Origin of the sequence: Cryptosporangium japonicum (assembly GCF_039524755.1) — a bacterium.
Classification (GTDB): Bacteria; Actinomycetota; Actinomycetes; order Mycobacteriales; family Cryptosporangiaceae; genus Cryptosporangium; species Cryptosporangium japonicum.
Map to the genome: position 1 here is coordinate 261,346 of NZ_BAAAGX010000018.1, position 18,592 is coordinate 279,937.

Here is an 18,592-nt window from a genome sequence, read left to right on the forward strand (position 1 = left end):
CCGCTTGGACGGCGCCCCGTTTTGCGCCTCAGGCGGGGGTGTTGGCGGGTTCGGGCAGGTCGTCGGTGGGCGGGGCCACCTTGCGGGCGGTGACCAGGTACTGGCCACCGGCCAGGCCGACGTCCACCGCGGCGAGGATCACCCGCGAAATGAGCGCGACCAGCAGGGCCTGGTCCACGGTCACGACCGCGGAGAAGGCGGCCACCAGCGCGAGGTCACGCACACCCGCACCGGCCGGAACCGGGATCGCGAGCATGCCCAGCGAGTACGCCAACGAGTAGCCGCCGATCGCGACCGCCAGCGCGCGCAGCGGCGGCGCACCGAACCCGACCAGCAGCAGCCAGGCGTGCACCCCGAAGAAGAACCAGACTCCGGCCTGCCACGCCGCCGCGATCGTGATGCCCCGACCACTGGGACGCTTCGGCAGCGGCGGACGCCGCAGGATCTTGAACGCCAGGTCGACGAGCGGGCCGAGGATCGCCGGGTGCAGCGCCGCGAGCACGAACGGCACCGCGAGCATGCCCCACCAGTACCGGCCCAGGACGTCCGGCGCACCCAGCGGGAGCAGCACGGCCGCGATCGGGAACCCGACGGCGACGACGAGCGCCAGGCCCAGGATGCCGACCGACAGGCTGACCCGACGTGGCACCTTGTGCGCCCGCCCGAGCTCGATCTGCGTCGCGATCGACCACACCGAACCCGGCAGGTACTTGCCGAGCTGGCTGACGAAGAAGATCCGCGCCGCGACCAGCACCGGCAACCGCGACCCCAGGTCGGCGAGCAGTGACCGCCAGACGAACATGCCGCAGACCATCGCCAGCACGGCGGGCACGACCGACGCGACCGCCAGCGCCGTCGAGAGCTGGCGCAGCGCCCGCGAGACCTCGGGCCAGTTGTCGATCAGGTACCAGGCCGCGAAGCCCAGCATCAACAGCAGCAGCGCGACTTTCACGCCGTTGAACAGCACCGCGCGGGAGCTGCGCGGTGCGTCCGGACCAGGCGTGGTCAATCCGCCCTCGAGCGCACGATCAGGTCGGCGAGCAGCGCGACCGACGCGATCAGCAGGCCGGTGACGATCAGCAGCAGCGAGTTCGTCGTGATGCGGAAGAAGTAGACGATCACGTCGACGATCGCCTTGGTGACGCCGACACCGAGCAGGACCAGCGCCAGCGGCATCAGGACCTTGATCGGGTTGAAGTACATCACCATCCGCAGGACCTGCAGGATGTAGCGGTACGCGTCCCGGACGAAGTGGAACTTCGACGTGCCGGCGCGCTTCGCGTAGTCGATCGGCAGGTAGTCGACCGTGTGCTGGTTGCTCAGGAACGACAGCGTGATCGTCGTCACGCAGCTGAAGCCGGGGGGCAGCAGCCGCAGGTAGGGCAGCGAGACGTCGCGGCGGAACGCACGCAGACCCGAGTTGAGGTCGGGGATCTTCGTGCCGGCGAGCGTCTCGGCGACCTTCCGGATGACCCACTTGGCCGGCACCCGCAGGATCTTGTGCGTGCCCTGCTCGGTGGTGCGTGCGCCGACGACCTGGTCGGTCTCCGGGTGGTCGATCAGGTACTGGATGAACTCGGGGATGCGCTCGTTCGGGTACGTCATGTCCGAGTCGGTCCAGACGACGATGCGTCCGTAGGCCTCGGCGCTACCGATGCGGCGCGCGGTGCCCGAACCGCCGTTGCGCTGGAACGGCATCAGCCGCATGCGCGGGAACCGCGGCAGCGCTTCCTGCAGCACCTGCAGCGTGTTGTCGGTCGACTTGTCGTCGATGACGAGCAGCTCGTAACGGAAGCCGCTGGCGTCCATCGCCTTGGTGATGCGCTCGAGCTCCAGCAGGACGTGCGGGCCCTCGTTGTAGCAGGGCAGCACGATCGTCGCGTCGAGCGTGTTCGGCCCGTGGTCGAGCTCGTTCAGCGACGCCTGCGGGTCAGCCGGATCGCCACCGCTGATGCTGGCGTGACGGGCGTGCGGGGCGGCCTCGGGGAGAGTGGTCGTCGGGTCGGCGTTCATGGCCTCTCGCGGGGGTTCGATGCGGCTGCCGGGCGTCACGGCTGGTCCGGCGCTGCGGTGCGACTGGTCCGGGTCGGACGAGCGTCAGGTTAGTCGGAGCGTGCGACAGCTTAACCGGTCACCATGGGTCGCCAAGAAAACACGAGGTCAAACAAGCGAAAAACGACCACTCGGTGGATGCGTCGGGGTAGCGCCCGGGTTACGCGGCGTGGCTACGCCGACGCGAAGCGCTCCGGGCCTGGAAGCCGGTGCCCGCGCAGCTCGTGCACTCGACCTCGACCTCGCCGTCGGGCGCGGAATCGAGCAGCTCGGCGAGATCGAACCCGTCGAGCGATCCGTGTTCCGCGGCCCAGGCCGACTCGGCGTCGTCGCGCCGCGCGAACCACTCGTCCCACTGGTCGGCCCCGACCAGACCACCCCGGCAGTGACGGCAAGGCTCGGCCGAACGGTGCAATCTACTGGCGGCTCGCATCTCCACCTCCGAAGGCTTCGTGGCTACTTACATCGATGTAACCACTACCCTCCGACAAAACTTCTCAGTCGCCCAGCACCTGACGCAGGTGCGCGTTGCCGAACGCGCGGTCGGGGTCGACCCGGTCGCGCACGGCCAGGAAGTCGCCGAACCTCGGGTAACGGCCGCTCAGCTCGCCGGCGTCCAGATAATGCAGTTTTCCCCAGTGGGGACGCCCCTCCAGCGGGAGCATGATCTCCTGCACGGCCCGAAAGTACTCCTCGTGCGGTGTGCGGTGGTACTGGTGCACCGCGACGTACGCCGAGTCGCGCCCGTGGGCGGTGGAGAGCCAGAGGTCGTCGGCGGCCGACATCCGCACCTCGACCGGGAACGAGATCCGCCACCCGCGTCGCTCGATCAGCCGCCGGATCTCGGTGAGCGCCTCGCCGAGCGCCGCGCGGGGGATCGACCACTCGGACTCGCGGAACCGCACCCGCCGCTGCGTGCACAGCACGGTCGCGGACCGGTCGATGTACTCCCGCGCCCCGAGCGCCTTCGCCGACACCGCCGCGATCGGCCGGATCGCCGCCGGAGCGGCCCGGCCGAGCTCGCACGCCCAGGCGAAGACGGTGTTCGAGAGGAACTCGTCGTCCCACCAGGCGCGCCCGCGCGAGAGCGGTTTGCGCAGAGCGTCGCCGGGGAGGCGGTTGTTCTGTTTGTAGAGCGTTCCGGACGTGTGCGGGAACCAGAAGAACTCGACGTGGTCGTGTTCCTCGACCCGCTCGTGCACGGTGGCCAGCATCTCGTCGAGCGGCACCGGCTTCTCCACCGCGTGCAGCAGGAACGCCGGCTCGCACTGCAGCGTCACCGCGGCGATCACGCCGACCGCGCCCAGGCCGAGCCGGGCGGCCTCGAACAGCTCCGGGTCCGTCGACGCGTCGCAGTCGACGACCGACCCGTCGGCCAGCACCAGCGTCAGACCGCGTACCTGGGTGGACAGGCCGCCGAACCGGCCGCCGGTGCCGTGCGTCCCGGTGGAGATCGCGCCGGCGATCGACTGGGCGTCGATGTCGCCGAGGTTCGTCATGTTCAGCCCGTAGGGCGCCAGGAGCCGCGGGATGTCACGCAGACGCGTCCCGCCGCGGAGCGTCACCAGCCCGGTCTCCGCGTCGCCGCGGACGACGCCGCCCAGCGCGTCCAGGCTGAGCTGGACGCCGTCGGTGGCGGCGATCGGTGTGAACGAGTGGGCCGCGCCGATCGGCTTGATCCGCAGGCCGCGTTCGCGCGCGTCGCGGACGGTCGCGGCCAGGTCGGCGACGCTCGCTGGGGTAGCCACCGCGGTCGGGGCCCAGTGCTCGTTGCCCGCCCAGTTGGTCGCGGGCGACAACACCGTCATCGGCAACTCCGGGAGTCCATGGGGATTTTCAGAATGCCTTGCCTTCGCCCCGGTAGGTGGGAACGACGTCCACCACCCGGTCGCCGTCGACCACGTGCAACACGTCGACGTGTTCGCAGAGCTCGCCGGCTTTGGCGTGGCGGAACCAGACCCGGTCGCCGAGCTCGAGGTACGCGGTCGCCTCGCCCTGCAGAGGAGTCTGCACCTCGCCGGCCATCTCGGTGGGCGAGAACGTCAGACCCGGTGGATAAACCGGGGTGGGTACGCGGTCGGGCCCGGGCTCGCCGGAGGCCACCCAGCCACCGCCGGCGACGGTCACCCAGCCGCGGGCCGGCCGGCGCACCACCTGGGTGGCGAACATCGCGGCCGGCCGGGGCGTGAACGCACGGTAGGTGTCGAACAGCGTCGGGCCGTAGAGCCCGGAGCCCGCGGCCACCTCGGTCACCGACGGGTCCGCGGCGGTCTTCTCGACGCTTCCGGTGCCACCCGCGTTGACGAACCGCAGCGGGGGCCGGTTGACCTGCTCCAGCGTGCTCCGCACGGCTTCGACCATCTTCGCCCGGCGTTCGAGCAGGTCGGCCCAGGAGCGACGCTGCATCCAGCGCACCGCGAGCGCGCGCGCGAACCGGCCGGGGTTGTCGCCGACCCCGGCGATCTGCGCCTCGTACGACATCAGCCCGGTGATACGGAAACCTTTGCGTAGCGCGACCCGCCGCGCGAGCACCGCCGCGTCGGCCGCTGTATGCACCGGAGACCGGCGTACACCGAGGTGCAGGCGCCCGAGCCGGAGGGAGGCGTCGAGGTCGAGGCAGACCTGGATCTCCGGCCGACGGCCCGGCGGGGCGAGCTGGTCGATGAGGTCCAGGTGGTCGACCGAGTCGATCATCAGCGTGACCCGCTCGGCCAGCTGGGCCGACCGGGTGAGCTGGGCCAGCGCGGCGCGGTTGGCGGTGGGGTAGGCGACGACGACGTCGCTGAACGCGCTCGCGCCGTCCCCCTCGGCCAGCCAGAGCGCCTCGGGCAACGCGTACGCCAGCACCCCGGCGAAGCCGTCGAGCGAGAGCGCCTCGATCAGCGCGGTGCGGCAGCGCAGCGACTTGCTGGCGATCCGGATCGGGGTTCCGGCGGCGCGCCGGGTGAGCGCCACGGCGTTCGCCCGGAACGCGGTGCGGTCGAGAACGGCGAACGGGGGCTCGAGGTGCGCGGTGGCGGCCTCGAGCCGCGCGAAGATCGCCTCGGGCGTGGTGGATCGCGGATGTTCCGTTTCGGCGGCCTCGCCGAGGGTATACGGAGCGTGATCGGGGCGAGCTGGAGACGTGACACCGACTCCGGTTTCCGCCTCCTCCGGCGTGCCGAAATCGTGGCGCGCCGGGTGCCCACGCCGCTGTGTTATCGGAGTAGACGTCCGATCCGGGGCCGGTCCGGCCGCCTCGATCGGCACCGTCGTCCGGTTGTCCGGAGCGCCGGGCGGGTCCGAAAAACCCTCCTGACCAGGCGATTCGCCGGGCGGGTTGCCGGGCCGTGCCATCCGGCGCCTCCAGTGCTCGTCCACGGGTCCGGATCGGGCCGGTGCACAGCCTAAGTCTGGCTGTGCCCCTCCGAAGCGACTTCTCAGTAGATACTCAGGGTGTGACCACAGTCCGACAGACGTCGCAGATCCCCGGAAAGCCGTCAGGGCCACTCGGAGCCCGCGCGGGGGCTCGGCCCGGGACAAGACGGGGGCCCGGGGGCGGTCAGGGACGTGATGGGACCAAGGAGAGCGAGTCGGTGGCCCAGGTGTGGCTCGCGGAGAGCGCGGCGTCGGAACCGCTCCGTCGGTTGCCCAGCCAGCAGCGCAGCCGCCAGCGGGTGGAGCGGATCCTCGACGCGGCCGGTGACCTGGTGGCCGAGCGCGGTTACGAGGCGACGACGACCAGCCTGATCGCCCGCCGGGCCCGGGTCTCGCCGGGCTCGTTCTACCAGTTCTTCGCCGACAAGCGGGCGGCGGTGAAGGCGCTCTCCGCCCGGAACCTGGCGGTGTTCGCGGAACGACTGGACGAGGCGCTCGGCGACGACCGGTTCAAGCACTGGTGGGACACCGTCGACGTCGCGTTCGACGTCTACGTCGACCTCTGCCGCCACCACCCGGGGTTCCGCGCGGTGCGGTTCGGCGACATCGTCGACACCCACCTGCTCGACCCGACGCAGGACAACGACTCGGTCGTCGCGAGCCGGATCGCGAGCCTGCTGCACGCCCGGTTCGGGGTGCGCGACACCTCGGCGCTGCGGCTCGCGCTGCTGACGACCACGAAGGTGGCGGACGCGCTGATCAAGTTCGCGTTCAGCCGCTCGCCGGAGGGTGATGAGGAGGTGCTCCAGCAGGGGCGCCGGATGCTCCGCATCCACCTCGAGGGCTACGTGCAGCTGGGCGGCGCCGAGAGCACGCCGGGCGCGACCGACCGGGCCTGACCGCCGCGCGCGGCGCCTCACCACGGAGGCGCCGCACGGTGGGTCAGCGGGGGAGTTCCCGGGACTCGCCGACGGCCAGATCCCAGAGGTGCTCACGGGGACGCTCGGCCGCGGCCCAGGCCTGCTGGGCCTTCTCGCGTGGCTCGGTGAGCGGCTCACCAGTGAGCACGAACGTGCCCCAGTGCATCGTCGCCATCCGCGTCGCGCCCAGATCACCGCAGGCGCGCACGGCCTCCTCCGGATCCATGTGCACCGGCTGCATGAACCAGCGTGGGTGGTACGCGCCGATCGGCAGCATCGCCAGATCGATGCCCGGGTACCGCTGGCCGATCTCGGTGAACCAGGTGCCGTAGCCGGTGTCGCCGGCGAAGTAGATCCGCCGGCCGGCGTCGTCGGTGAGCACCCACCCGCCCCAGAGCGTCTTGCACGTGTCGGTGAGCGAGCGCCGGCTCCAGTGGTGCGCGGGCACGAAGCCGAACGTGACGCCGGCCAGCACCGTCGACTCCCACCAGTCGAACTCGGTGACCTCGGTGAAGCCCCGCCGGGTGAACCACTCGCCGAGGGCGGCCGGAACGAGGACCGGGGTGTCGCGCGGGAGCCGACGGATCGTGGGGGCGTCGAGGTGGTCGTAGTGGTTGTGGCTGATCACCACCGCGTCGATCGGTGGCAGCTCGGACCAGGCCACCCCCGGTGGCGTCACGCGGCGGCTGACCCCCGGCATGGCGTCCGACCAGATCGGGTCGGTGAGGACGGTGAGGCCGCCGATCTGCACCACGAACGACGCGTGCCCGACCCAGGTGACGACGACCTGGTCCTGGTTGGCGGCCCGGACGAACCCGGACCGGTCGATCGGGATGTGGACGGCGTCGGCGCGGTCGACCCGGGGGCGGCCGCGACGGAACAGCTGGAACTGCTCCCGCGGCCCGGGCAGCGGGCTGGTGAGACGGTCGGCGAAAGACTCGGGCCAGACGCGCTCGCCGCGGCGGCGGCGATCGGCGTTCAGGCGGGTGCGACGAGCTCGGGCCAGTCGATCGGCGTCAAGCATGGGCCAACCCCTCTCCGCGAGCGCCCCGGAGGTGCTCCGGCGGCGCGCGCCGGCGACGCTGTCGGCGCTGAGGATCCAGTACGTCCAGGCTAACCACGGACGGCGAACCGTCCGCGGTTGTCCACCGGCCCGGTGGGTATCGGACGACTCGTGGTCATCCGCGACCGGGCTTTTCCACAGCGTCGGCCGGTAGCGGTCAATCCTGACCCCGCAGGCCTTAGGGTCGCCGTCTGTGAACGTCGCTAGGGTTCTGCGCCGGATCGGCCTTTCTCTCCTCGTCGTCCTGGTCGTCGGGGCCAGTGCCGCCGGGGGAGCGGTGTACTTCACGATCCGCGCGTCGCTGCCCGATTACACCGGCACCGTGCGGGTGCCCGGCCTCGACGCCGACGTTCAGGTCTACCGGGACGCCCAGGGCATCCCGCAGGTCTACGCGCGGAACGCCGACGACCTGTTCCGCGCGGAGGGCTACCTGCACGCGGTCGACCGGTTCTGGGAGATGGATTTCCGGCGGCACGTCACGGCCGGGCGGCTCGCCGAGCTCTTCGGCCCCTCCCAGGTCGCCACCGACAAGTACATCCGGACGATGGGCTGGCGTCGCGTCGCCGAGCAGGAGCTGCCGCTGCTCTCGCCCGAGAGCAGGCGCTGGCTGCAGGCCTACGCCGACGGCGTCAACGCGTGGATCGGCGAGCACTCCGGCCGCTCGGCCAGCCTGGAGTACGCGGTGCTGGGGCTGCAGAACTCGGGGTACGAGATCGAGCGCTGGACGCCGGTCGACAGCCTCTCCTGGCTCAAGGCGATGGCCTGGGACCTGCGCAGCAACATGGGCGACGAGCTCGAGCGCGCACAGCTGCTCGCCGCTGGCCTCGACTGGGAGCAGATCAACGAGCTCTACCCCGAGTACCCGTATCAGTCGAACCCGCCGATCGTGACGTCCGGTGCGGTCGTGGACGGCACGTTCCAACCGAAGGCCGTCGTGCCGCAGGAGCGGAAGGACGCGCCGGCCACCCGTCGCACGGCCGGCGGCGGTGGCGGCTCACCGGAGACCGGCGACGAGGCCACGGTCCGTGCCGTGCTCCGCGGCCTGGGCGGACGGCTCGACACGCTCGGCGCCGGCCTCGGGCGCCTGCCCCAGCTGCTCGGCACCGGCGACGGCATCGGGTCGAACTCCTGGGTCGTCGGCGGGAGCAAGACCGCCACCGGCAAGCCGCTGCTGGCCAACGACCCGCACCTCGGCCCGGCGATGCCGTCGGTCTGGTACCAGGTCGGCCTGCACTGCACCACGGTCGGCGCCGCCTGCCCGTTCGACGTCTCCGGGTTCAGCTTCTCCGGTGTGCCCGGCGTCGTCATCGGCCACAACGCCCGGGTCGCCTGGGGCTTCACCAACCTCGGCCCCGACGTCACCGACCTGTTCCTGGAGCGCGTCCGGGGCGACACCTACGAGCGCGACGGCGAACAGGTGCCGCTGGTGACCCGCACCGAGCGGATCAAGGTCGCCGGCGGTGACGACGTCTCGCTCACCGTCCGCAGCACCGTGCACGGCCCGCTGCTGTCCGATCAGGACGCCGACCTGCGCGCGATCGGTGCCGAACCCGGTGTCGACGCCCAGGGTGTGCCCACCCAGGAGCCGCAGACCGCCAACCCGGCCTACGCGGTGGCGCTGAGCTGGACCGCGCTCCAGCCGGGCCGCACCGCCGACGCGCTGTTCGCGCTGAACCGGGTCGCCAACTTCGACGAGTTCCGCGCCGCCGCGAAGCTCTTCGCGGTTCCCGCGCAGAACATGGTCTACGCCGACGTCGACGGCAACATCGGCTACCAGGCGCCGGGAACGATCCCGATCCGCGGCAGCGGCGACGGCCTCTTCCCGGCGCCGGGTTGGAACCCCAGCTACGACTGGGTCGGCACGGTCCCGTTCGAGCAGCTGCCCTACACGTACAACCCGCCCGCCGGGTACATCGTCACCGCGAACCAGGCCCCGGTCCGTGAAGGCGCCGGCCCGGTGCTCGGCTACGACTGGGACACCGGGTACCGCAGCGCCCGCATCGACGCGCTGATCCAGGCCCGGTCCGCCGCCGGCCCGCTCGACGCCGACGACATGACCGCGATCCAGATGGACTCGTGGAGCGCGGCCGCCGCCGCCCTGGTGCCGGTGCTCACCAAAGTGGGGAACGTACCCGCGTCGGCCCGACCCGCCCGGGACCTGCTGAACCGGTGGGATCTGCACCAGACGGAGAGCTCGGCCGGCGCGGCCTACTTCAACGCGGTCTGGCGACACCTGTTGCTGCGCACGTTTGACGAACTGCCGGACGACCTGACGCCGGACGGCGGCGGCCGATGGTTCCTGGTGGTGAGCGAACTCGTCCAGGACCCCGACTCGCCCTGGTGGGACGCCAAGGGCACGAGCGCGGTCGAGCAGCGCGACGACGTGCTCCGCGAGGCCCTCACCGACGCCGCCGACGAACTCACCGCACGCCTCGGCGACGACGTCTCCGCCTGGCGCTGGGGCGACCTGCACACGCTGACGATCCGCAACCAGTCGTTCGGCACGTCCGGTATCGGGGTGATCGAGGCGCTGTTCAACCGGGGTCCGTACCCGGTGGGTGGCGGGAGCAGCATCGTCGACGCGACCGGGTGGACACCGGCCGAGGGGTACGAGGTGTCCTGGGTGCCGTCGATGCGGATGGTCGTCGACCTGGCCGACCTCGACCGGTCACGCTGGGTGAACCTCACCGGGCAGTCCGGGCACGCGTTCTCCGATCACTACACCGATCAGGTTGAACTCTGGCGGAACGGTCGGACAACGCCGATGAGATGGGACCGGGAGGAGATCCGGCGCGGGGCGCGGTATGTCCAGAAACTGACTCCCTGACGGGATTCAGGGGTGTCGCGGGCCGCGTAGGGTGGTTCCGCAGGGGTGAGTCGTGCCGGAGAAGGAGACTGACGAGCATGGCGTGGGACGACGAGCGTGAGGTCCCGATGATCGACGACACCGACATCGTCGTACTTCCCGATCAGACCGCCGACGACACGGACAGCACCGACTGGCGTGCGGCGGCGTCGAGCCGACTTCGCGATCTGGAGCTCATAGAAAACCGCCCACCCCACTGGGAGTGAGCGGTTCGCCGGCGGCTCAGAAGCGGCGGCCGCCGCCGTTCTCGCGGAGCGCGTCCCGGATCTCGGTGAGGAGCACGATCTCCTCGCTCGGGGCCTCGGGCTCGGGCTCCTGGCCACGGCGGCGCAGCTCGTTGAGCCGGTTCATCGGGGCCACCACGATGAAGTACAGCGCCGCGGCGGTGAGGGCGAAAACGATCAGCGCGGTGATGAACGCGCCGTAGTCGAATATCACCTTGTTGATCTCGAACGTGCCGCCGACCTTCTTGCCGCCGGTGATCAGCTGAATCAGCGGCTTCAGGAACGAGTTGCCGAACTGCGTGACCAGCCCGGTGAACGCGGCACCGATCACCACACCGACGGCCAGGTCGACCACGTTGCCGCGGCGGATGAAGTCGCGGAATCCCTTGAACATCGCGCAGTGTCCTCTTGCTCTCGTACGGAGGGGCCGGTTGCTCTATGCCTCGCCGACGGCCGGTCGAAGCATCATCGAGGCGACCGCACTGTAACGGAGGGTCGGGCGCCCGGGCCGATCGCCGCCAGGGCGGTGGCCTGCGCCGCCGACGCCGCCAGGTAGAGGACGCCGTCGGGTTCGCCGGACGTGCCATCGCCGCAGAGTACGGGCAGGTCGGCGGCGACGACGGCCGCGGTGGCGCCGCCGGAGGGCACGAGGACGTCGACGTGTTGCCCGGCGTGCAGCACCGCGAGGACGGCTGGATCCGGTAGCCGCAGCGGGAAGCCGACGGCCCCGCGCGGAGGGGCGAACTCGCCCGAACGGCACGCCGGCAGCGAGCCCGACCCAGGCGCACCCGCCTCACGCGCGGCCGGCCCACCCCCACCCGCCACCGCGCTCGCGCCACCCGGCCCCGCCGAGCCCTCAGCACCGGGTTCCGCCGAGCGCTCAGGCCCCGGGCCGGCCGAGCGGTCAGCCCCAGGCCCCGCCGACCGTCCGGCCTCCGGCTCCGCCGAAATACCGCCTTGTCCGACGTCGGCGTACGGGAGCAGCAGGATCGCGCCTGCGGCCACCACCAGCGTGACCACGCACGCCGCACGTACCCACCCGCGCCGGCCGCCGCGCGGCAGCCAGACCCGGGGTGCGTCCAACCGCTCCGCCCGCCGCATCGCACCTCCCGCGCCGACGCTAGACCGGCGGCACGGCCCGAACCACGCCCCACCGAACACCCTGTGGACGACACGCACCCCGGTGCACAACGCGACCAGCCGGCCCCCACCTGCTAGGGACCGGCTGGTAACCGCAGAGAACTAGACCGCGGCCTTCGACGAGGAACTGCTGCTGCTGCCCGAAGACGTCGAGCTGGACGACGACGAACTCGAGGACGAGCTCGACGACGAGGAGGAGCTGTCCGACTTCGTCGAGGAAGACGACGACGAGTCCGAGGACGAGCTGCTCTTCGCCGGCTCCGAGCTGGTCGAACCCGACCGCGAGTCGGTGCGGTAGAAGCCCGACCCCTTGAACACCACACCCACGGACGAGAACAGCTTCCGCAGCTCGCCCTGGCACTCCGGGCACACGCTCAGCGGAGCGTCGGAGAACGACTGAACCGCGTCGAGTCGGTGGCCGCAGGCCGTGCACTTGTATTGGTAGGTCGGCACGGCCGCCTCCTCCGATGGAACCTCATTGGCACTCAGATCGAACGAGTGCTAAGTGTGCGGTATTCCGCGTCTTCGCGCCAGCGGGTCAGGATTGTCGATCTGCTCACACCGGGTTAATCACGGCCCAATCGCACCCAGCCGCCGTTCGGGGTGATCACGTCGGTGACCCGTCGGTCGTGCTCCTCGGTGGGCACCGAGTCGAACACCTCGTCGTCGTACACGAGCGCGACGAGCGGGGTGTCCGGCGTCACCCGGGGCAGTGTGCGGTCGTAGTAGCCGGCGCCGCGGCCGAGACGCGACCCGTCCCGGCCCACGGCCAGCGCGGGCACCACGACGAGGTCGACCGACCGCACCGCGTCGACGCCGAGCGCCGTCGCCGGATCGGGCTCCCACAGGCCCAGCGGCCCGCGGACCAGCGACTCGTGGTTCTCGTACCAGGCCCAGTCGAGGTCGCGGTCCTCCCGGACCAGCGGGAGCAGCACCCCGATGCCGGCCTCCCGTAACGCGTCGGGCAGCCCCACCCGGGGCGCGCCGGACAGGAGCGGCGGACCCGGTACCACCCCCGGTTCGGCGCCGATCGGCGCGTACGCCGCGACCGACCACACCCCGCGCTCGTTGAGACCCGCGAGGAGATGCGCCACCAGGCGGCGGCTCTCGGCCGCCATCCGCGCCGGAGGGAGGTCGGCCAGGCGTCGCGTGCGTGCCGCTCGGCAGCGCGTACGCAGCTCCGCTTTCGCCCCGCGAGCAGGCGCGCTCATCGATGCTCCTTCTCCTCGTTCGGGAGGTATCCATGACCCTACGCAGGCGGCTCGCCGCGGTCCTGCTGTCGGTGGTGCTGGGGCCGCTGCTGCTCGGCGCGCTGGCGGTCGGGATCACCGCGACCCGGCTGGCCGAGGAACGCGCCACCGAGCGGCTGGGCGCCGCCGCGACCGTCGTCAGCACGGCGGTGAACACGGTCTGCCAGCGTGCCCGGTCGGCCGCGGAAGGGCTGGCGGCCGCAACCGCGCGGGGCGAACGACCGGCGGCCGCGACGAGCTTCCTGGTGACCCGCGGCCTGGCCGAGTCGGCGCGGATCGAGAACACCGCCGGCACCGCGCTCGGCGTCGCCGGTGACGTGTCGGTGCCGGTCACCCGGTGGGGCGACTGCACGCACGGGACGCCGCCGGGCAACGGCGCGCGTGCGGTGATCGCCGCCGAGGTCGGTCTCCACCGCGCCGACGGCTCGCCCGCCGGTCGGGCCCGGGCCGCGTTCACGGTCACCGCGGCCGACCTCGACGCGCTCGTCTCGGTGCCCGGCGTCGAGGTCACCGCCGTGACCGGCGCCCGGCCCGGCGTCGAGAAGAACACGGAAACCGACGTGCGGTCGACCACCCTCCGGATGCGGGTGCTCGAACCGGTGCCCGGCCGGCCCGTGCGGACGGTGCTGCGGACCCCGGCGCCGGACGCGACCGCGCTCTACGGTGCGCTGTCCGTGGTGGTGCTGACCGCCGCCGGCGCGGCCCTGTTCGCGGCCAACCTGCTGGCCAAGGCGCTGACGACGCCGCTCGCGGAGGTCGCGGCCGCGGCGCAGCTGGTCGCCGAGGGTGATCTGGCGGCCCGTGCCCCGGTGCGGGTGCTGGACGAGGTCGGGCAGCTGGCCGCGACCTTCAACCGGATGACGCGCAGCCTGCAGGCCTACGTCGCGGCGCTCACGGCCGGGCGCGACCAGCTGCGCGGGACGCTCGCGCTGCTCGGCGACACGATGTCGAGCACGAACGACGTCGACCGGATCCTCGACGTCGTGCTGGAGAGCGTGGTGGCGACGACCGCGGCCGAGAGCGGCGTCGTGCTGCTGGCCGAGGAGTCCGAGCTCGTCGGGCGACGGTCGCTCGGGCGGCCGCACACCGTCCGGGTGACGATCGGGGAGGGGCTGCTCGGGGGCGTCGCGGCCACCGGTGAGGCCCGCCACGGGAGGGAGAACTGCCGGACGTTCATCGCGGTGCCGATCGTCGGTCCGCCGCACCCGCCGGCGATCCCGGAGGGGCGCCTGCTCGGCGTGCTGGCGCTCTACGACCGGCTCGGCGGGGACGACTTCGACGACGGGGACCTGCTCACCGTCCGCTCGTTCGCCGGCCAGGTGGCGGTCGCCCTGGAGAACGCGCTGCTGCACCGGGCCACCGACCCGATCCGCCCGCACCGGGCGCTACGCACGGTGAGCCGCGTCCTCCGCGCGCAGCCGGCGACACCTGCGGCCGACGGAGACGCGCCCAGGTTTGTTGGCTAGTCTCCCGACATGGTCGAGACTTCCGCCGCAAAGCCCCGTACCACGCGCAAGGCCGTCATTCCGGCCGCCGGGCTGGGAACCCGTTTCCTACCGGCCACCAAGGCCGTCCCGAAGGAGCTGCTGCCGGTCGTCGACAAACCGGCACTGGAGTACATCGTCGAGGAGTCGGCCGCCGCCGGTCTCGACGACGTCCTGCTCGTCACCGGTCGCGGCAAGAGCGCGATGGTCGACCACTTCGACCGGCGCCCCGATCTGGAGAAGTCGCTCGAGGAGAAGGGAAAGACGGCCGAGCTCAACGCGGTCCGCCGGTCGTCCGAGATCGCCTCGATCAACACGTGCCGCCAGGGTGAGCCCAAGGGCCTCGGCCACGCCGTGCTCTGCGCCGCGTCGCACGTCGGCGACGAGCCGTTCGCGGTGATGCTCGGCGACGACCTGATCGACGCGCGCGACCCGATCCTGCCCACGATGCTCGACGTCCAGGAGGAGCACGGCGGCATCGTGCTGGCCCTGCTCGAGGTGCCGCGTGAGCACATCAAGCGCTACGGCATCGTCGCGGTGGAGAACACCGGGCGCACCGGCGAGGGGCACCTCGGCGACATCGTGCGCGTCACCGACATGGTCGAGAAGCCCGATCCGGACGAGGCGCCCAGCAACCTGGCGATCATCGGCCGCTACGTGCTGCCGGCCGAGATCTTCGAGGCGATCCGCAACACGAAGCCGGGCGCCGGCGGCGAGATCCAGCTCACCGACGCGATGGCCGACCTGCTGAAGGCCGGCACGCCGGTGCACGGCGTCGTGTTCAAGGGCCGCCGGTACGACACCGGCGCGAAGATCGACTACCTGAAGGCCACCGTGCTGCTCGGCGTCGACCACGAGGAGCTCGGCTCGGAGTTCCGCGAGTGGCTCACCGACTACGTGAAGACGTCTCTGGCGTGAGCATCTCGGGGGGGATGAGCACGGATCTGCTGGGGATGGGGACCCAGCGTTTCCTGGACACGGCGCTGGCCGATCTCCAGCCGCTGCGGCCGTTGCCGATGGCGCTGCTGGAATCGCTCGGTGTCCTGCTGGCCGAGGACGTCGTCGCGCCGGGACCGGTCCCGGCGTACGACGTCGCCGCGGTCGACGGCTACGCCGTCCGCGCCCACGACACCCTGGGCGACGCGCAGTGGTCCGGTGATCCGTCCACACACCACGGCGACGTCCGGCTGGCGGTCATCGGGGACCTCACCGCGGCGTCCTGGGAGCCGGCCACGGTGTCGGCCGGTGCCAGTTACACCGTCACGGTCGGAACGCCGTTGCCGGTCGGTGCCGACGCGGTCGTGCCCGGCGAGGTCACCGACGGCGGCCTGGCCCGGGTCCGGATCGGGCGCATCCCGCAGCCGGGTGACGGCATCCGGCGGCGCGGCAGCACGGTCGCGGCCGGCGCGGTGCTGGCCCCGGCGCGCTCGCGGGTCACCGCGGCGACGATCGCGCTGCTGGCCTCGGCCGGGGTGGAGTCGGTCCTGGTGTCACCGCCGCCGCGGGTGCTGGTCGCCGCCACCGGTGACGAACTGGTCGATTCGTCGCGGCCGGGCTTCTCCGGTTCGGTGCCCGGCCGGGTCGTGGACGTCGACTCGCTCGGCGTGGCCGCGGCGGCCCGCGAAGCCGGCGCGCACGCACACCGGGTCGGGATCGTGCCCGACGAGGACGAGGCGCTCCGCCGACTCGTGGAGGACCACGCGCACCGGGCGGACCTGCTCGTCACGACCGGGGGCACCGGCGCCGGACACACCGACGTCCTGCGCCGGTTGTTCGGGCTCGACGACGTCGTCCACTTCGAGACGCTGCCGCTGGAGCCGTCGCTCGTCGTGGGCTACGGACGGGTGGGGCCGTCGCGGATGCCGGTGCTGTGCCTGCCGGGGGACCCCGCGGGCGCACTGCTCGGCTTCGAGCTCGTGTTGCGTCCGGTGCTGCGTCGGTTGGCGGGTGCCTCGTCGCTCTTCCGCCCGGCGATGCTGGCCGAGTTGGCGTCACCGATCCGGTCGATGCCGGGGGTGCGTGAGTTCCGCCCGGCCCGGGTCGTCCGGTCGGCGGAGGGTGCGTACCTGGCGTCGCCGTTCGCCGGGGGTGAGGCATTTCTCACCGGGTACGCGTCGGCGAACGCGTTGCTGGCGGTTCCGGAGGCGGCGGCCGACGTCGCGACCGGCACCGAGGTGCCGGCTTTTCTCCTGGACGGCGTTCCGGAGTGAAATCGGACCGACGGATCCGTTGACCGCCCGTGCGCGTTGGCGCCGGAGGTGTCTAAGCTTCCGGCACCAGTTACCGCCGCGAGGACGCCGATGACCGCACTGCCCGGCTGGCCGGCCACCCTGGCGGAGGGCCCGGTCGGCCTCCGCCCCCACCGGATTCGTGATGCCCGCGCCTGGTCCGAGGTCAGATTGGCGAACGAGGAGTGGCTGGCCCGCTGGGAGCCCACCTCGATGCGTCCGTGGGCCGATCGGCACCGCACGAGTGACTACTACGAGCTGTACCGCTCACTGCGCCGCGGGGTGCGGCTGGGGCAGATCATGCCGTTCGTCGTCACGTACGAGGACGAGTTCGTCGGACAGTTGACGCTCGGCAACATCGTGCGCGGCGCGTTCTGCTCGGCGTACGCGGGTTACTGGGTCGACAGCCGGGTGGCCGGCCGCGGCGTCATCCCGACCGCGCTGGCGATGGCGGTGGACTTCTCGTTCGCGCACGCCGCGCTGCACCGCATCGAGGTCAACATCCGGCCGGAGAACACGTCCAGTCGGCGTGTCGTCGAGAAATTGGGCTTCCGTCAGGAAGGCTTCCACCCACGCTATCTGCACATCGACGGCGGCTGGCGCGACCATGTCGGGTACGCGTTGACCGTCGAGGACGTGGCGCCGGCCGGGTTGCTGGCACGGTGGCGCACGGTGCGGGCGGGCTCGTCGACGACGGGCTGACGGGGCAGGTGGGTCTGCCCTGGCTGCCCGGACGGGAGGGACAAATGTCCCGACCGAGCAGCTGAATTCACGATGGTCTCCTCCTCTTTTGAGCGGTTCGGTGGGGGGCGTGGAGCTGATCCGTCCGGGGTCAGGAAGTAGACACGCCCATTGAGTTCCGCAATGTCCTGGACTACCCCTCGTAGCCTCGAACTACGAACGTGTAATTCACCCGGAACCGGGGGAGGGAGGGTCTATGCCGTCGTCTGTCCTGCTTGCGTTGGTCGTTGCCGCTGGGGTGCTGATCCTGATGCCGGCCCTGGCCCACCGCTACGACACCGCGCTGCGAGGTCAGGCGGAGCTTCGTGCTTCGTCGATGCGTGTGCTCCCCCGGGAACGTCGGCGCCGCACCGTGCCGTCCGGCGGGCCGGTGCGCCCGCCGACGTCGCTCGTGGTGCCGGCCGCGGTGAAGACGGCGCAGGGCGTCTCGGCCGACGGTCGTGACCTGACGGCGGTCCGGGCTTCGCTGGTGCGTGAGGCTCTCCAGGAGAGCGGCGCCACCCGGGCCCGGGTACGGGTCCGCCGCCCGGCGAACGTCGACCGCCCCACGAGCGCCGTGCCGGTCAGCGCGGTTCCGGTCAGCGCGGTGCCGGTTTCGGCGCCGGCCACGCGGCCGGTGAGCGTCGTTCCGGCGTCACGCACCGCTCCGGCCGTCGTGTCGGCCGCGGCCGTGCGTCGGGCCGCGGAACTCCAGCGTGCCCGTCGGCGTCGGCTCGTGCTGATCCTGGCGCTGCTCGTCGTCGGCCAGGCCGTCACCGGGGTGTTCGTCGGCCCGGCGTTCTGGATCGGCGCGGTCGTGTCGGCGGTCGTCGCGGTCGGGCTGCTCGGGCGGCTGCGTGCGGTCGCCACCCAGCGCCAGCAGCGTGAAGCGCAGGAGCGGCAGGCCCGGGTGCTCATCGCCCGGGCCCGCCAGCACCGCGCCGAGGCGTTCGTCCGGCGGGCGCTGCGTCAGGTGCCCGCCGGTGCCGACCGGGAGGCGTGGCTCGGCCCGGAAGCGGTCCACCAGGCCGCGGGCTGGCTGTCGCTGCCGCGGGCCGAGCGGGAGCGCCCGGCCCGTGACGTCGTGCGGGTGCTGGCCGCCGCTGGGCGTGAGGTGTACCTGGCCGCGGACGGTTCGTGGGCGGTGCGGCCGGTGTCGCGGCCGGCCGCCCGCACCCGCGACGCCGCCGGTGCGACCCCGGCCGCCCGGCGCCAGGCCCGCGCCGCGGGTGCGGCCCTGCCGAAGGTCGTCAACGGCTGACTCCGGGGCGCGGGGGCGGATGCGTGA

At 72.1% G+C, this 18,592-nt stretch carries 18 protein-coding genes; 8 read left to right on the forward strand and 10 right to left on the reverse strand.

The window, feature by feature from the left end; genetic code table 11:
* Window positions 1-28: 28 nt before the first annotated feature.
* The 5 genes from ABD437_RS24500 to ABD437_RS24520 form a co-directional block, all read right to left on the reverse strand.
* Window positions 29-1,009 (reverse strand): lysylphosphatidylglycerol synthase domain-containing protein, encoded by a 981-nt coding sequence (locus tag ABD437_RS24500; protein WP_344651254.1) that lies wholly within the window; start codon window positions 1,007-1,009, stop codon window positions 29-31.
* Window positions 1,006-2,013: a glycosyltransferase family 2 protein gene (locus ABD437_RS24505; protein ID WP_344651255.1), complete on the reverse strand. Its 1,008-nt coding sequence runs from the start codon at window positions 2,011-2,013 to the stop codon at window positions 1,006-1,008. Before ABD437_RS24505 ends, ABD437_RS24500 begins: the two co-directional genes overlap by 4 nt.
* A 199-nt stretch (window positions 2,014-2,212) precedes the next feature.
* Complete coding sequence (locus ABD437_RS24510; RefSeq protein WP_344651256.1) at window positions 2,213-2,491, reverse strand: hypothetical protein; 279 nt, start codon at window positions 2,489-2,491, stop codon at window positions 2,213-2,215.
* 58 nt (window positions 2,492-2,549) lie between these two features.
* Window positions 2,550-3,860 carry a D-arabinono-1,4-lactone oxidase gene (locus ABD437_RS24515; RefSeq protein ID WP_344651257.1) on the reverse strand — a complete coding sequence of 437 codons (1,311 nt, stop codon included), beginning with the start codon at window positions 3,858-3,860 and terminating at the stop codon, window positions 2,550-2,552.
* A gap of 28 nt (window positions 3,861-3,888) precedes the next feature.
* Window positions 3,889-5,091, reverse strand: coding sequence for an amino acid deaminase/aldolase (locus ABD437_RS24520; protein WP_344651376.1), 1,203 nt, complete (start codon window positions 5,089-5,091; stop codon window positions 3,889-3,891).
* Window positions 5,092-5,627: 536 nt separating this feature from the next.
* On the opposite strand from ABD437_RS24520, the gene ABD437_RS24525 reads away from it, so the two are divergent.
* Complete coding sequence (locus tag ABD437_RS24525; protein ID WP_344651258.1) at window positions 5,628-6,308, forward strand: TetR/AcrR family transcriptional regulator; 681 nt, start codon at window positions 5,628-5,630, stop codon at window positions 6,306-6,308.
* A gap of 43 nt (window positions 6,309-6,351) precedes the next feature.
* Here the strand turns inward: ABD437_RS24525 and ABD437_RS24530 are convergent, their stop codons facing one another.
* On the reverse strand, window positions 6,352-7,353 hold the full coding sequence (locus ABD437_RS24530; RefSeq protein ID WP_344651259.1) for an MBL fold metallo-hydrolase: 1,002 nt from the start codon (window positions 7,351-7,353) through the stop codon (window positions 6,352-6,354).
* 232 nt (window positions 7,354-7,585) lie between these two features.
* Between ABD437_RS24530 and ABD437_RS24535 the strand changes: the two genes are divergently transcribed.
* Window positions 7,586-10,219, forward strand: a complete 2,634-nt coding sequence (locus tag ABD437_RS24535) for a penicillin acylase family protein (protein ID WP_425558223.1) — start codon at window positions 7,586-7,588, stop codon at window positions 10,217-10,219.
* Between the two features lie 77 nt (window positions 10,220-10,296).
* On the forward strand, window positions 10,297-10,464 hold the full coding sequence (locus ABD437_RS24540) for a hypothetical protein (RefSeq protein WP_344651260.1): 168 nt from the start codon (window positions 10,297-10,299) through the stop codon (window positions 10,462-10,464).
* Window positions 10,465-10,480: 16 nt separating this feature from the next.
* Here ABD437_RS24540 and mscL read toward each other — a convergent pair whose 3' ends face one another.
* The 4 genes from mscL to ABD437_RS24560 all read right to left on the reverse strand — a co-directional run bounded on the left by mscL (window position 10,481) and on the right by ABD437_RS24560 (window position 12,833).
* Window positions 10,481-10,876 (reverse strand): large conductance mechanosensitive channel protein MscL, encoded by a 396-nt coding sequence (gene mscL, locus ABD437_RS24545; RefSeq protein ID WP_344651261.1) that lies wholly within the window; start codon window positions 10,874-10,876, stop codon window positions 10,481-10,483.
* Between the two features lie 71 nt (window positions 10,877-10,947).
* On the reverse strand, window positions 10,948-11,583 hold the full coding sequence (locus ABD437_RS24550; protein WP_344651262.1) for a hypothetical protein: 636 nt from the start codon (window positions 11,581-11,583) through the stop codon (window positions 10,948-10,950).
* Between the two features lie 141 nt (window positions 11,584-11,724).
* Entirely contained in the window at window positions 11,725-12,075 is a 351-nt protein-coding gene (locus ABD437_RS24555; protein WP_344651263.1) for an FmdB family zinc ribbon protein, read from the reverse strand.
* A gap of 113 nt (window positions 12,076-12,188) precedes the next feature.
* Window positions 12,189-12,833, reverse strand: coding sequence for a 5-formyltetrahydrofolate cyclo-ligase (locus ABD437_RS24560; protein WP_344651264.1), 645 nt, complete (start codon window positions 12,831-12,833; stop codon window positions 12,189-12,191).
* A 32-nt stretch (window positions 12,834-12,865) separates the two neighbouring features.
* Here ABD437_RS24560 and ABD437_RS24565 point away from each other — a divergent pair, with 32 nt between their 5' ends.
* The 5 genes from ABD437_RS24565 to ABD437_RS24585 all read left to right on the forward strand — a co-directional run bounded on the left by ABD437_RS24565 (window position 12,866) and on the right by ABD437_RS24585 (window position 18,565).
* Window positions 12,866-14,338 carry a HAMP domain-containing protein gene (locus tag ABD437_RS24565; RefSeq protein ID WP_344651265.1) on the forward strand — a complete coding sequence of 491 codons (1,473 nt, stop codon included), beginning with the start codon at window positions 12,866-12,868 and terminating at the stop codon, window positions 14,336-14,338.
* A 9-nt stretch (window positions 14,339-14,347) separates the two neighbouring features.
* Window positions 14,348-15,274, forward strand: a complete 927-nt coding sequence (gene galU / locus ABD437_RS24570) for a UTP--glucose-1-phosphate uridylyltransferase GalU (protein ID WP_344651266.1) — start codon at window positions 14,348-14,350, stop codon at window positions 15,272-15,274.
* A gap of 14 nt (window positions 15,275-15,288) precedes the next feature.
* Window positions 15,289-16,566, forward strand: a complete 1,278-nt coding sequence (locus ABD437_RS24575) for a molybdopterin molybdotransferase MoeA (RefSeq protein ID WP_344651267.1) — start codon at window positions 15,289-15,291, stop codon at window positions 16,564-16,566.
* A 90-nt stretch (window positions 16,567-16,656) separates the two neighbouring features.
* Window positions 16,657-17,286 (forward strand): GNAT family N-acetyltransferase, encoded by a 630-nt coding sequence (locus ABD437_RS24580; protein ID WP_344651268.1) that lies wholly within the window; start codon window positions 16,657-16,659, stop codon window positions 17,284-17,286.
* 235 nt (window positions 17,287-17,521) lie between these two features.
* On the forward strand, window positions 17,522-18,565 hold the full coding sequence (locus tag ABD437_RS24585; RefSeq protein WP_344651269.1) for a hypothetical protein: 1,044 nt from the start codon (window positions 17,522-17,524) through the stop codon (window positions 18,563-18,565).
* Window positions 18,566-18,592: the final 27 nt, after the last annotated feature.

What these genes read in the sequence shown, in the direction of transcription:
- ABD437_RS24505 (WP_344651255.1), bottom strand. Translation starts at nt 2,013, where the DNA reads ATGAACGCCGACCCGACGACCACTCTCCCCGAGGCCGCCCCGCACGCC.
- ABD437_RS24515 (WP_344651257.1), bottom strand. Translation starts at nt 3,860, where the DNA reads ATGACGGTGTTGTCGCCCGCGACCAACTGGGCGGGCAACGAGCACTGG.
- ABD437_RS24530 (WP_344651259.1), bottom strand. Translation starts at nt 7,353, where the DNA reads ATGCTTGACGCCGATCGACTGGCCCGAGCTCGTCGCACCCGCCTGAAC.
- ABD437_RS24540 (WP_344651260.1), top strand. Translation starts at nt 10,297, where the DNA reads ATGGCGTGGGACGACGAGCGTGAGGTCCCGATGATCGACGACACCGAC.
- mscL (WP_344651261.1), bottom strand. Translation starts at nt 10,876, where the DNA reads ATGTTCAAGGGATTCCGCGACTTCATCCGCCGCGGCAACGTGGTCGAC.
- ABD437_RS24550 (WP_344651262.1), bottom strand. Translation starts at nt 11,583, where the DNA reads ATGCGGCGGGCGGAGCGGTTGGACGCACCCCGGGTCTGGCTGCCGCGC.
- ABD437_RS24560 (WP_344651264.1), bottom strand. Translation starts at nt 12,833, where the DNA reads ATGAGCGCGCCTGCTCGCGGGGCGAAAGCGGAGCTGCGTACGCGCTGC.
- ABD437_RS24565 (WP_344651265.1), top strand. Translation starts at nt 12,866, where the DNA reads ATGACCCTACGCAGGCGGCTCGCCGCGGTCCTGCTGTCGGTGGTGCTG.
- galU (WP_344651266.1), top strand. Translation starts at nt 14,348, where the DNA reads ATGGTCGAGACTTCCGCCGCAAAGCCCCGTACCACGCGCAAGGCCGTC.
- ABD437_RS24575 (WP_344651267.1), top strand. Translation starts at nt 15,289, where the DNA reads ATGAGCACGGATCTGCTGGGGATGGGGACCCAGCGTTTCCTGGACACG.
- ABD437_RS24580 (WP_344651268.1), top strand. Translation starts at nt 16,657, where the DNA reads ATGACCGCACTGCCCGGCTGGCCGGCCACCCTGGCGGAGGGCCCGGTC.
- ABD437_RS24585 (WP_344651269.1), top strand. Translation starts at nt 17,522, where the DNA reads ATGCCGTCGTCTGTCCTGCTTGCGTTGGTCGTTGCCGCTGGGGTGCTG.